Raw genomic sequence first — 12303 nt, 5'->3', positions numbered from 1 at the left:
CTCGCCCGCCTCGGCGGCGCGTCCTGGCTGGCGGCCGTGCCGCTGCTGCTGTTCTTCCTGATCGGCTTCGGCCTTCCCGCCGTCGCCATCGTGATCGGCGCGTTCACCACCTCCAGCGACGCGGAGTCCGGCGCCGGGCAGTTCACCTTCGACAACCTGACGGCCTCCGTCCAGGGCGGCTACCAGACGGCCATGCTGAGCAGCCTCAAGCTCTCCGCGCTGACCGCGCTGCTCGCCACCGTCCTCGGCCTGCCGCTCGCCCAGGCCGTCGTCACCTCCCGGCGCGGCTGGCTGCGCCAGGCGGTGCTCACCGCCTCCGGCGTGCTCGCCAACTTCGGCGGCCTGCCGCTCGCCTTCGCGTTCGTCGCCACCCTCGGCAACGCCGGCGAGATCACCAAGCTGCTGCACCTCACCGACCACGGCTGGTCGCTGTACTCGTTCACCGGCCTGACCGTCGTCTACCTGTACTTCCTCGTCCCGCTGATGGTGCTCACCATCACCCCGGCCCTGGACGGCCTGCGGACCCAGTGGCGCGAGGCGGCCCAGAACAACCGGGCCACCACCGTCCAGTACTGGCTCCACGTCGCCCTGCCGATCCTGCTGCCCTCCCTGCTCGGCGGCTTCGTGCTGCTCTTCGGCAGCGCCTTCGCCGCCTACGCGACGGCCGCCGCCATGGTCGGCGCGACCGTCCCGCTGGTCAGCCGCTCGATCGCGGACGCGCTCTCCGGCAACGTGCTGGTCGGCCAGGGCAACCTCGCCCTCGCCCTCAGCCTCAACATGATCTTCGTGGCCGTCCTGGTGATGGCCGTGTACCTCCCCCTCCAGCGCCGGAGCGCCCGATGGCTCAGCTGACCACCCCCGCCCGCCCCGGCCGACGCACCGTCCGCTGGTGGCGCGGAGCCGTGCTGCTGCTCGCCGGCGTCTACTTCGTCGTCCCGCTCGCGGCCTCCTTCTGGTTCTCGATCGACGACCCCCAGGGCATCTCCTTCGCGGCCTACACCGGGCTGCTCTCCGCCCCCGGCTTCCTGGACAGCCTCTGGCTGACCCTCGGCCTCGCCGTCGTGACCGTCGTGGTGCTGCTGCTCCTGCTCGTCCCGGCGCTGATCTCCGTGCGGCTCGGCTCGCCGAAGCTGCGCCCGGTGCTCGACGTGCTCTGCACCCTGCCGCTGGTCGTCCCGCCGGTCGCGCTGACCGCCGGCCTGATCGGCGTGCTCCGCTGGGGCCCGGACTACCTGATGGACACCCCGTTCTTCCAGACCTTCGTGTTCATCCAGGACCCGGACTTCCCGCTGGTGCTGGTCATCGCCTACGTGCTGATGGCCCTGCCGCTCGCCTACCGCGCCCTGGACGCCGGCCTGCGCTCGATGGACGTGCGCACCCTGGTCGAGGCCGCCCGCAACTGCGGCGCGAGCTGGCCGCGCGCGGTGTTCACCGTCGTCCTGCCCAACCTGCGCGGGGCGCTGCTGAACGCCTCCTTCCTCACCCTGGCCCTGGTGCTCGGCGAGTTCACCACCGCCTCGATCCTCGGCTTCCAGCCCTTCCCGGTCTGGATCTACTCGGTCGGCAACAGCCAGGCCCACATGTCGGTCGCGGTCTCCATCCTGAGCCTGCTGCTCACCTGGCTGCTGCTGCTCCTGCTGGCCACCGCCGGGCGCGAGCGACGCGCCAAGACCGCCACCTCCTGAAACCCCCCGGAGTCACCAGTCATGACCACGGCCACCGCCATCGCCGCCGACGCCCCGCTCGCCCCCGGCAGCGCCACCGTCGAATTCCGTTCCCTGCGCCGCGCGTTCGGCGCCACCACCGCCCTCGACGGCCTGGACCTGACCGTCCGCCCGGGCGAGCTGCTCGCCCTGCTCGGCCCGTCCGGCTGCGGCAAGACCACCGCGCTGCGGATCCTGGCCGGCTTCGAGCAGCACGACTCCGGCGAGGTGCTGGTCGACGGCCAGGACATCACCGCGATCCCCGCGCACAAGCGCGACGCGGGCATGGTGTTCCAGTCCTACAGCCTCTTCCCGCACCTGACCGCGCTGGACAACGTCGCCTTCGGGCTGCGGATGCGCGGCACCGGCAAGGCCGAGCGCCGCAAGCGGGCCCAGGAACTGCTGGAGCTGGTCGGCCTGCCGCACCGCGCCGACCACTACCCGCACCAGATGTCCGGCGGCCAGCAGCAGCGCATCGCGCTCGCCCGCGCGCTCGCCCTCCAGCCGCGCGTCCTGCTGCTGGACGAGCCGCTGTCCGCGCTCGACGCCAAGGTCCGCCTCCAGCTGCGCGAGGAGATCCGCCGCCTCCAGCAGGAGCTGGGCATCACCACCCTGTTCGTCACCCACGACCAGGAGGAGGCGCTGTCGATGGCCGACCGGGTCGCGGTGCTGCGGGCCGGACGGCTGGAGCAGTGCGCCGCCCCGTCCGAGCTGTACGGCCGGCCGGCCACCGCCTTCGTCGCCGAGTTCGTCGGCACCATGAGCCGCATCCCGTGCACCCGCACCTCGGACGGCGTCGAGGTGCTCGGCCGCCGGCACGCGGTGGACGGCGAGGTCCCGGCCGACGGCGAGCTCCAGGTGCTGGTCCGCCCGGAGAACGTCACCCTGACCCCGGCCGAGGACGGCCCCGCGCTGGTGGTCACCGCCTCCTTCCTGGGCGCCGTCACCCGGCTCACCGTCCGCCTGGACGACGGCACCGAGGTCAAGGCCGACCTGCCCACCGAGGCCGCCGCCGCGCTGCCGGCCGGCGCCCGGGCCGCGCTCACCCTGCCGGAGCGCCCGGTGCTGGTGGACCGCCGCGCCGCCTGAGAGCCTCGTACCTCCCCGCTCCGCCCGACGACGTACCGGCGGAGCACCGAAGAAGCGCCGACGAAGCGCCGGAGAACCACCGAAGGTACCGCCATGCCTGACACCGCCATGCCCGCGTCCAACGCGCTGCCCACCGCCGTCCTGTTCGACATGGACGGCACCCTGGTCGACACCGAGCAGCTGTGGTGGCAGACCGCCGCCGAGCTCGCCGAGGAACTGCGCCACCCGCTCACCGACCAGGACGCCCCCGAGGTGCTCGGCCAGGCCGTCGAGCACACCGCCGCCCACCTGCACGCGGTCAGCGGCACCGCCCTGAGCGAGGCCGAACTCGCCGCCCGGCTCGGCGAGTCCTTCGCCGCCAAGGTCGCCGCCGAGACGGTGCCGCGCCCCGGCGCGCTCGCCCTGCTGGCCGCGCTGCGCGACGCGGGGGTGCCGACCGCGCTGGTCTCCGCCTCCCCGCGCCGGGTGGTGGACCTGGTGCTGTCCGCCATCGGCCGGGACTGGTTCGCCGTCACCCTGGCCGCCGAGGACACCCCGCGCACCAAGCCCGCGCCCGACCCGTACCTCGCCGCCGCCGAACGGCTCGGCCTGGACCCGGCCGACTGCCTCGCCGTCGAGGACACCCCGACCGGGGTCGCCTCCGCCACCGCGGCCGGCTGCGCCGTGCTCGCCGTGCCGTCCACCCCGGTGCCGATGCCGCGGGGCGAGCGGATCACCCTGCTCGCCAGCCTGGAGCAGGCCGACCTCGCCCTGCTCGGGAAGCTCGCCGGCGCCGGCGCGGTTCGACCCTGACATGCCCTATCTCCTGCTCGCCCTGGCCATCATCAGCGAGGTCTGCGCCACCAGCTGCCTCAAGCTCACCGAGGGGTTCACCCGGCTCTGGCCGAGCCTCGGCGTCGGTGTCGGCTACGTGCTCTCCTTCCTGCTGCTCGGCCGCGCGCTCAAGCACATACCGGTCTCGGTCGCCTACGCGGTCTGGTCCGGGGCCGGCACCGCGGCGGTCGCCGGGATCGGGGTGGTCGCCTTCGGCGAGTCGCTCGGGCGGCTCCAGTGGCTGGGGATCGCGCTGGTGATCGTCGGGGTGGTCGTGCTCAACCTCAGGGGCGGGCACTCCTGACGCCGTTTCCAAAGCTCTTTCTGACGGTCCGTCAACTCTGAATTCGCTGGTCAACTCCCCTGCCGGGGCGGGACGTCGGACGTGCCGACGACCCGCCCCGGACGCTTCGCTACGGTGTCCCCCATGACGGACCCCCGCCCACACCACTACCGCTTCGTCCACCGCGAGCTGGCCCGCCAGGTGCTGGAGTTCGGCCCGCGCGTGGCCACCCCGACCCCGGACGGCGGCAGCCTGCTGCCCGTCGTCACCCAGATCTGGGACGACCTCGGCAGCACCCTGCCGCCCGCGGACCGCCTGCCCGACCACGGCCTCGACTGCCGCCACCTGTCGGTCGACGGCCACCACATGCTGCTGGTCACCCTGCCCGCCCCGGTCGGCGCCACCGAGGCCCACTTCGTCGCCGCCGTCCAGCCGGGCGGCGCCAGGACCGTCCGCTACGTGACCCTGGAGCACGCGTTCAGCCCCTTCGACGGCAGCCCCGGCACCGTCCTCGGCGAGTGGACCGCCGAGAGCCACCTCAACCACGGCCCGGGGCCCTCCCCCGTCGCCGAGCTGTTCGTCACGGCCGTGGTGCGGCTCGTCACCCCGAAGAAGCGCGGCTTCTGGCGCCGCTGAGACCAACCGTACGTATACACCTCGAAGCTGGGCCGCCGACGTCAAGAAGGCGTCGACGGCCCGTAAAGGTCCCGTAACGACCGCCTCCGGTTACGACCGTGACGATCTCTCCCCGGTCGGCTGGAGCTATGCTCGCCCGGTCCGACAATCGACGCATCGGGGGGCGAAAGTGTCCGACTTCAAAGTCAGTACCGAATTCCTCGCAAAACTGGCCCAAGACCTCAAAGGCTGTGCCGACGAACTCGACCAGGGCCTCAAGGCCTTCGAGGCGGCCGGCCACACCGGCACCGGCTTCGACTTCCTGGACGAGGCCTGCGGGCACTTCAAGGACAAGTGGCAGTTCGGCCTGAAGAAGGTCCGCGAGTGCGTCAAGGCCCTGGACGAGGGCCTTGAGCAGGTGCAGAAGAACTACGACGGCACCGAGCAGAGCATCGTCAAGGTCCTCGCCCCGGCGGGGCAGTCGTGAGCGCCCCCACGCCGGCGCCCGACTGGTCCGGCCTCGGCTTCAACCCCACGCCCGGCGCCTCCGCCGCCGTCACCGCGCTCAGCACCAGCCTGCGCCGGGTCGGCCAGCACCTGAGCGGTGTGCACACCACGCTCTCCCAGATCTCCAACAACGAGGGCCAGTGGACGGGTGAGGCCGCCAAGAAGTTCTCCGAGCAGTTCGGCAAGCTCCCCGGCTACCTCCAGGACGCCGCCGACTCGATCACCTCGGCCTACACGGCGCTCGACGTCTGGTACAAGGCACTGACCGAACACCAGCCCAAGGCCGCCGAGTTGGCCGCCTCCGCGGTCACCGCCAAGAAGAAGAAGGAGGAGGCGGACAAGGCCCACAGCGCCGCGGCCGCCGCCCCCGACCTCCAACTGGCCGGCCGCCCCTACCCCGACGACGCCAGCCTCGCCGCCGCGGAGCAGCGCTACAACACGGCGAAGAACCACCTGGACTCCGCCGCCAGTCTGCTCACCAGCGCCTCCAACGAGCTGGCCGGCCTCCAGAAGCAGGCCCACGAGCTCGCCGGGACCCACAAGTCGGACGCCCAGAAGACGGCCGAGGCCGTCCGCAAGGCCGCCGACAGCAAGGCCCCGCCGGAGCCGGGCATGCTCAGCAAGATCGGCGACTGGTTCAGCAAGCACGGCGGGGACCTGCTGACGGTGGCCTCCGGCATCTGCGGCGTCGCGGCCATCTTCTGCCCCGCGTTCGCCCTGCCCGCCATCCTGCTGAGCGTCGGCGCGGCGGGCCTGCACGCCAAGCAGTACGGCATCAAGGGCCTGATGCCGACCAGTTGGGACAACCTCGGCAACGACCTCACCCTGGCCGGCGACCTCCTCGGGGCCCTGCCCGGAGGCGCCCTCCTCAAGGGCGGGGTCACCGCGTTCCGGGGCGCCCGCGCCGCCGAGGGCGGGGCCAAGGCCGTGAGCGCCGGCGCCAAGGAGATCCGCGTCGCCGCCCGGGCGATGGACCCGGCCAGCCCGATCTTCACCACCGCGATCGAGAAGCCCGCCATGAAGCTCGGGCTCTCCAAGGCCGCCGCGATGAACGTCTCCGACGGCGTGCAGGCGGCCAGCGGGGTCGCGCTGACGGCCCCCACCGCGGCCGGCCTCTTCACCGACAGCCCGAGCCCGGGGCTGGGCGCCGCGATCAACTACACCACCGGCGGCGGCACCGCGCTCAACGGCGCCGGCGGCGCCATCGGCGGCAGCGGCAAGGGCCGGATCCTGCCCGCCCTGCTCGGCGGCGGCAGCGCGATCGTCACCGGTGTCTGGGGAGTGGGACATGACTGATACGACCATGCCGTCCGTCTGGCTCTCCCTGCCCGAGGGGTTCACGGACATCGACCTGGCCGAGGACCCGGGCGACCGGATGAGCCGGATCGTGGACGGGCTCGACGGGCTCACCGACGCCGGTCCGGAGCAGAAGCTCGGCATCGCCGTCTCCGCCGAGCTCGCCCTCCAGGCGCAGCTGCGCGAGGGTGCGGTGCACGTCTCCAACTGCCTGGTGCAGACCGAGGAGGGCGAGATCGTCCAGGGCGTGTTCAGCCTGTACCTGCGCGAGCAGGAGCAGGGCGCCCCGGGCGGCTACCCCCAGCGCGTCGCCCGGGAGCTCGCGACCGCCTGGCCGGACGCCGACATCGAGGTCCTCGACTTCCCGCTCGGCCGGGCCGCCGTGACCGTCCGCGACCTGGCCGTACCCGTGTCCGGGACGGCCTACGGCCTGCCGGGGTCGGGCGTCACCACCGTCCGCCAGCTGGAGGCCCTGTTCGCGCACCCGTGGAGCCCCCACGTACTCGCCGTCGTCTTCTCCACCCAGCACCTGGACTACTGGGACGGCTGGTCGGTCCTGGTGGGCGCCGCCATCAGCGGGATCTCCTTCTACCCCCCGCTGAACGAGACGTCGAACGCCCTGCCGCCCGAGCGGCAGGACAACATCCGGAAGGCCTTCGGGTGACGATCACCCAGCCCGACCAGGGCACCACCCGGAGCGGGCCCCGCCGACTCGGCGGGGCCCTGGCCCTCATCGCCGTCACCACGGCGGTGCTCGTCGGCGTCATCGCGCTGGACGTCTACGTCAACTCGTTCCTCGCCGCGGTGGTGGGGCTCGCCTACCCGCTGATCGTGCTGTACGCGTTCGCCGTGCGCCGCGACGCCGACAGCAACCCCCGGTTCCAGAAGAACATGGTCGCCTGGGGCCTGGGCATCTCCGTCGTCGGCTTCGTCGCCTACTTGGCCGGTACCGAGGCCTGGGCGAACCTGATCCTGGGTTCGGGGCGGACCGTGCAGGCCGTGGTCGTCGACGAGAAGGTCACCGACGCCCTCCACGGCACCGGGCGGGCGTACAGCCTGGCCTCCACGGAGCTGAACGACGACGTGCCGGGCGGCCCGCTCACCGAGAACTCCCCCCGGTTCAAGCGCGGCCAGGTGATCACCGTCCGGATGGACCCGGCCGGGCGGGTCGCCCCCAAGCTCCCCGGCGAGGCCGACTCCTCCGCCTACCTGCTGGCGTTCCTCGGCTGCAACGTCCTGATCGACGGCACCCTGCTCTGGTCGGTGCGCCGGCCGAAGGAGTCGTCCGCCTGAGCCGGCCGGTCGCCTGAGCCCACCGTTCCGCCCCGGGCCGCCGCCCGGGGCGGAACGCCGCATCAGCCCAGCAGCGCGGGCAGTTCGGCGATCGAGCCGAGGACGTGGGTGGCGCCGTCGGCCCGCAGCCGGGCCTCGTCGTGGGCGCCGGTGAGGACGCCCGCGACGACCGGGGCGCCGGCCCGGGTGCCGGTCAGCATGTCGTAGCCGGTGTCGCCGGCGACGGCGATCTGGCGGACCGAGTCGGTGCCGGTGCGCAGCAGGGCGGTGAGCGCGAGGTCGGGGTACGGGCGGCCGCGGCCGGCCTCGGCGGGGCAGAGGGTCAGGTCGGCGACGGACCGCCAGCCGAGGGCGTCCAGGATGCGGTCCTGGGTGGCCCGGGAGAAGCCGGTGGTGAGGACCACCTTGCGGCCCTGGCCGCGCAGTTCGGCGATGGCCTCGGCGGCGCCGGGCAGGGCGGCGCAGTGCCCGGCGTCGACCAGGTCGTGGTAGGCGGCCTCGAAGGCGGTGTTGGCCCGCTGGGCCTTCTCCTCCGCGCCGAACAGGTGCCGGAAGACGGAGATCTTGGACTCGCCCATGGTGGCCCGGACGTGGGCCAGCATCGGGTCGAACTCCGGGCTGCCGGCCTCGACGCCGAGCGCCGCGGCGGCAGCGGTGAAGGCCTGCTCGACGAGGCCGTCGTCGGCCACGGTGGTGCCGGCCATGTCGAGCACGACCAGGCGGATGTCGGCGGTCACAGCGGCATTGGTCACAGCGGTATCGGTCACAGCGGTGTTGCTCACAGCGGCGCTCCTTACAGGTTGGCGAGGTCGGCGGTGGTCTCGGCGATGGCGGGCGAGCAGGTCATGCCGCGGCCGCCGGGGCCGGTGACCAGCCAGACGCCGTCGCGCACGCGCTCGCGGTGGACGACCCGGGTGGTGTCGACGCACTGCGCGTACACCCCGGCCCAGCGGCGGCGGATCCGCGGCATCGGGCGGCCGAGCAGGTCCTCGACGACGCCGACCAGGTGGTCGTACGGGTCCTCGACGACGTCGAAGCCGAACGGCTGGTCGTACTCGTGGGTGTCGCCGATGGTCAGGCCGCCGTCGCGGCGCTGGACCATCAGCAGCTGCATCCGGTGCTCGGCGGCGACGGGCGGCTGCGGCTGGGTCTCGCGCAGCCGGTCCAGGGCGGTGCCGGCGAAGGCGGGGTAGTAGCGGAAGCTGTCGCCGTCGGCGACGGAGGTGGTGAGGGTCTCGCCGAGCGGGTCGGTCTGCATCATCTGGAGCCGCACCCGGCGGACCGGCAGGGCGGGGGCGAGTTCGCGGACCAGGCCGCCGAGCCAGGCGCCGGTGCAGAGGACGACCAGGTCGCCGGTGTGGACGTCGCCGTGGTCGTCGCGGACGGCGTTCTCGCCGACCACCTCGCGCACCTCGCGCCCGGGCAGGAAGGTGTACCGGCCGGTGGCCTCCAGGGCGGCGCGCAGCGCGGGCTGGGCGGTGCGGGGTTCGACGGCGGCGTCGCGCCCGCACCACAGGGCGCCGAGCAGCTTGCCGCGCAGGGCCGGGTTGGCGGCGCGGGTCTCGTCCGGGTCGAGCAGCCGGTAGCCGCGGGCGGCGGCGTCCGGCAGGGCCAGGGCCTGTTCGGCGACGGCGAGTTCGGCCTCGGTGCGGATCGCGGTGAGCGATCCGTTGGCCCGGAAGCCGAGGTCCGGGACGCGGGCGCCGATGGACTCCCACAGTTCGCGGGCGCGCAGCGCGGTGTCCAGTTCCTCGCCCTGCGCGCGGCCGCTGACCCACACCAGGCCGAAGTTGCGCACCGAGGCGCCGCGCGCCTCGGTCTCGCGCTCCAGGTGGACGACCTCGTGGCCGCGTTCGACGGCCTGCCAGGCGTGCATGCTGCCCAGGACGCCTGCTCCTACGACGATGACTCTCATGCGTCCAGGCTGGTGCGCCCGGGTGTCTGAGGGGCGTCGGGACGCCGTCCCGCAGATGAACCACCTGGGAAGTTGTACAGACAACCCGTCGGCCGCCCCGAGGCCGCCGCGGCGGCTACGACCGCACCACCCGGGCCCGCAGGTAGTTGCGCCGCCCGAAGTTCGGCTCGTCCACCGCCGTCAGCTCCTCCACCTGGAACCGGTACAGCGCCGCCGCCCCGCCCCCGGTCAGGAACTGCCGCCGGACCTCCTCGTCCCGCGCGAAGACCGGGTAGCGCCCCTGGTAGGCGGCCAGCGCCGCCTCGGCCTGCCGCCCCCAGGCCTCGCTCGCGCTGCCGGTCAGCTGGAGGCCGCGCAGCTGCTCGCCGAAGACCGGCGGCGGCAGGAAGACGGTGGCGGCGGCCCGGGCCTCCTCGGCCAGGTGGTGGCTGTGCCGGGTGGAGCGCTCGCTGACGAAGTAGAGGACGAGGTCGTCGTCGTACGCGAAGAAGGCCAGGTTGGCGTGCGGGCCGTGCTCGTGGCCCGCGGTGGCGAGGGTGAGCACCATGGCCTCGGCCAACAGCCCCTCGACGCCCTTGTGCAGCAGGTCGCCCGGCCAGTCCCCCTGCGTGATGTCGAGTCGGTACGGCATTCGGCACTCCCTCCGCTGGCACGCCCGGCGCCCGCGCGCCCGAGCACGACTGAGCCGGGCGGGCGCCCCCCGAAGGAGGCTCCACGCCCGGCTCACATGCTCCACCCGCCGTCCGAGACCGGACAAGGGGCAGGGGCGGAAGTCCGGCTCAGCGCTGCCGGGACTCGTACGACGCGTACCCGCGGGCCACGACCGGCGGCTGCCCCGGTCCGAGCAGCGGCCGCAGCGCGCCCGCCCGCATCCGGTCCACCAGCGGACCGCAGCGCCCGGCGAGCGGCGCCAGCACCACCGCGGCCAGCAGCCCGACCAGCGCGCCCACCGCCACGTCGTGCGGGTAGTGCACGCCGACCCAGACCCGGGAGGCGGCCATCAGCACCGCGAACAGGCCGGCCACCAGGCCGAGCCGCCGGTTGACGAACCAGAGCGCGGTCGCGGCGGCGAAGGCGATCACCGAGTGGTTGCTCGGGAAGGACCAGTCCCCGGTGCCCGGGCAGGTCTCCAGCGAGACGCTGCCGGGGATCTGCGCGCACGGCCGGAGTTCCTCGACCGCGCCCTTGAACACCGAGTTGACGCCGTAGGCGACGACCACGATCACCGGCGAGGCGAGCACCCTGGCCATCACGGCCGAGTCCGCGCCGCGCGCCCGCCACCAGGCGTAGAGCATGAAGACCGCGAACAGCCCGAGACCGAGCGCCGACCAGACCTTGATCAGCTCGTCCAGCCAGTGCGGCGCCGACTGCGCCCAGCCGTTGACCCGGGTGTACAGGCCGCCGTCGATTCCGCTGCCGTCGTACACGGCGAGCGCCCTGGAGGGCGTCACATGTCACCTCCGTGACGTCGCGCCTTACGGGCGCGGAACAGTTCGAGAACAATAGGGAGCACGGAGACAACTACTACCAGACCGATGATCGGCAGCAGGTACTGGTCGATACCGGGGATGGACGAGCCCAGCCCGTACCCGGCGAACACCACGCCGACCGTCCAGACCACGCCTCCGGCCACCTGCCACAGGGTGAACGAGCGGACCGGCACGTCGAGCACGCCGCAGAGCGGATTCAGCACCGTTCGGACCACCGGGATGAACCGGGCGAGCACGATCGCCTTGCCGTGGCCGTACTTGGCGAGCAGCTCCTCGGCCCGCGCCACGCCCTCCAGCAGGCTCTTGCGCCTGGTCCGGCCGAGCAGCGCCCGGCCGCCGCGCCGGCCGATCAGGTAGCCGACCTGGGCGCCGACGAGCGCGCCGACCAGGGCGGCGGGCAGCACCTGCCACAGGTGCAGCTGCGGGCCCTTGGTGGCGCCGGGCACGCAGAGCAGCCCCGCGGTGAACAGCAGCGAGTCGCCGGGCAGGAAGAAGCCCACCAGCAGCCCGGTCTCGGCGAACAGCACGACGGCGATGCCGAGCGCGCCGAAGGCGGCGAGCAGTGAGGACGCGTCCAGCGGGTTCACCGCGAGGTGAACGGCCGGATCGGCGAGGAACTGGAGCAAGGCCGACGGACCTCCCGTACGTTGGAGGGCGGTTCGCACCGAACCCGCCCGGACCGTCTACAGTTGCGTAGACGGTCTACACGACTGTAGACGATACTTGGAGGAAGCGCCGCCATGCCCGACGTACCGTCCGCCCGCCGGCCCGCCGGGGAGCTGGAGGCCGAGGTGCTGGCCGCCCTCTGGTCCGCCCGGCAGCCGATGACGCCGCAGGACGTCCAGGCCGCGCTCGGCGGGGACCTCGCCCGCACCACCATCGCGACGATCCTGGCCCGGCTGTTCGACAAGGGGACGGTCGAGCGCACCCGGGCCGGCCGCGCCTACGCCTACACCCCGACCGTCCAGGACACCGCCGGGCTCGCCGCCCGCCGGATGCACACCGAGCTCGGCCGCGAGACCGACCGCTCCACCGTGCTGGCCCGCTTCGTCTCCGACCTCTCCGCCGAGGACGAGCAGCTGCTGCGCGACCTCCTCGGCGACGGCAACCCCGGGGCTCAGACACCGGGAACGGCGGGCCGATGATGCTCGCCGTCTGGGTCCCCCTGCTGCTGCCCTTCCTGGCCGCCCCGCTGGCCCGCCGCCTCGCCGATGCGCTGCCGCCGCGGGCCGCCGCCTGGATGCTGGCCGGCAGCGCCGCCGTCCTGGCCGGCGGCACCCTCTGCTCGCTCGGCCTGCT

16 protein-coding genes are annotated in these 12303 nt (G+C 73.4%); 11 read left to right on the top strand and 5 right to left on the bottom strand.

Features of this window, described 5'->3' with window-relative positions; translation table 11 throughout:
• Positions 1-27: 27 nt before the first annotated feature.
• The 10 genes from AE652_RS22350 (at position 28) to AE652_RS22305 (ending at position 7599) form a co-directional block, all read left to right on the top strand.
• Positions 28-852: an ABC transporter permease subunit gene (locus AE652_RS22350; RefSeq protein ID WP_234348483.1), complete on the top strand. Its 825-nt coding sequence runs from the start codon at positions 28-30 to the stop codon at positions 850-852.
• Entirely contained in the window at positions 840-1685 is an 846-nt protein-coding gene (locus tag AE652_RS22345) for an ABC transporter permease (protein ID WP_049654281.1), read from the top strand. The genes AE652_RS22350 and AE652_RS22345 overlap by 13 nt, the downstream gene beginning before the upstream one ends.
• A gap of 21 nt (positions 1686-1706) precedes the next feature.
• A complete protein-coding gene (locus tag AE652_RS22340) occupies positions 1707-2792 on the top strand; it encodes an ABC transporter ATP-binding protein (RefSeq protein ID WP_049654279.1) in 1086 nt (361 codons plus the stop codon).
• Positions 2793-2885: 93 nt separating this feature from the next.
• Positions 2886-3584, top strand: a complete 699-nt coding sequence (locus tag AE652_RS22335) for an HAD family phosphatase (protein ID WP_234348481.1) — start codon at positions 2886-2888, stop codon at positions 3582-3584.
• 1 nt (position 3585) lies between these two features.
• Positions 3586-3909 (top strand): multidrug efflux SMR transporter, encoded by a 324-nt coding sequence (locus AE652_RS22330; RefSeq protein ID WP_049654278.1) that lies wholly within the window; start codon positions 3586-3588, stop codon positions 3907-3909.
• Between the two features lie 123 nt (positions 3910-4032).
• Positions 4033-4524, top strand: coding sequence for a hypothetical protein (locus tag AE652_RS22325; RefSeq protein WP_049654276.1), 492 nt, complete (start codon positions 4033-4035; stop codon positions 4522-4524).
• 169 nt (positions 4525-4693) lie between these two features.
• Entirely contained in the window at positions 4694-4990 is a 297-nt protein-coding gene (locus AE652_RS22320; protein WP_049654274.1) for a hypothetical protein, read from the top strand.
• Positions 4987-6306, top strand: coding sequence for a putative T7SS-secreted protein (locus AE652_RS22315; protein WP_049654273.1), 1320 nt, complete (start codon positions 4987-4989; stop codon positions 6304-6306). Before AE652_RS22320 ends, AE652_RS22315 begins: the two co-directional genes overlap by 4 nt.
• Entirely contained in the window at positions 6299-6970 is a 672-nt protein-coding gene (locus AE652_RS22310) for a hypothetical protein (protein ID WP_143204501.1), read from the top strand. Before AE652_RS22315 ends, AE652_RS22310 begins: the two co-directional genes overlap by 8 nt.
• Positions 6967-7599 (top strand): hypothetical protein, encoded by a 633-nt coding sequence (locus tag AE652_RS22305; RefSeq protein WP_049654269.1) that lies wholly within the window; start codon positions 6967-6969, stop codon positions 7597-7599. Before AE652_RS22310 ends, AE652_RS22305 begins: the two co-directional genes overlap by 4 nt.
• 62 nt (positions 7600-7661) lie before the next feature.
• On the opposite strand, the gene AE652_RS22300 is transcribed toward AE652_RS22305, so the two are convergent.
• From AE652_RS22300 to AE652_RS22280, 5 genes are all read right to left on the bottom strand, one after another.
• Positions 7662-8381, bottom strand: coding sequence for a phosphonatase-like hydrolase (locus AE652_RS22300; protein ID WP_304414270.1), 720 nt, complete (start codon positions 8379-8381; stop codon positions 7662-7664).
• 11 nt (positions 8382-8392) lie between these two features.
• Entirely contained in the window at positions 8393-9514 is a 1122-nt protein-coding gene (locus tag AE652_RS22295; protein WP_049654265.1) for a TIGR03364 family FAD-dependent oxidoreductase, read from the bottom strand.
• Between the two features lie 115 nt (positions 9515-9629).
• A complete protein-coding gene (locus tag AE652_RS22290; RefSeq protein ID WP_049654261.1) occupies positions 9630-10145 on the bottom strand; it encodes a pyridoxamine 5'-phosphate oxidase family protein in 516 nt (171 codons plus the stop codon).
• A gap of 148 nt (positions 10146-10293) precedes the next feature.
• Complete coding sequence (locus tag AE652_RS22285; protein WP_049654258.1) at positions 10294-10965, bottom strand: phosphatase PAP2 family protein; 672 nt, start codon at positions 10963-10965, stop codon at positions 10294-10296.
• Entirely contained in the window at positions 10962-11630 is a 669-nt protein-coding gene (locus AE652_RS22280; RefSeq protein WP_049654256.1) for a DedA family protein, read from the bottom strand. The genes AE652_RS22285 and AE652_RS22280 overlap by 4 nt, the downstream gene beginning before the upstream one ends.
• 114 nt (positions 11631-11744) lie before the next feature.
• Here AE652_RS22280 and AE652_RS22275 point away from each other — a divergent pair, with 114 nt between their 5' ends.
• Positions 11745-12149 carry a BlaI/MecI/CopY family transcriptional regulator gene (locus AE652_RS22275; protein WP_049654255.1) on the top strand — a complete coding sequence of 135 codons (405 nt, stop codon included), beginning with the start codon at positions 11745-11747 and terminating at the stop codon, positions 12147-12149.
• Positions 12150-12303 lie beyond the last annotated feature (154 nt).

It is taken from the genome of Kitasatospora sp. MY 5-36 (genome assembly GCF_001182915.1).
GTDB lineage: Bacteria > Actinomycetota > Actinomycetes > Streptomycetales > Streptomycetaceae > Kitasatospora.
Note: the sequence above shows the minus strand (reverse complement) of the source record. Positions and strands in the feature narration are given on the sequence as shown.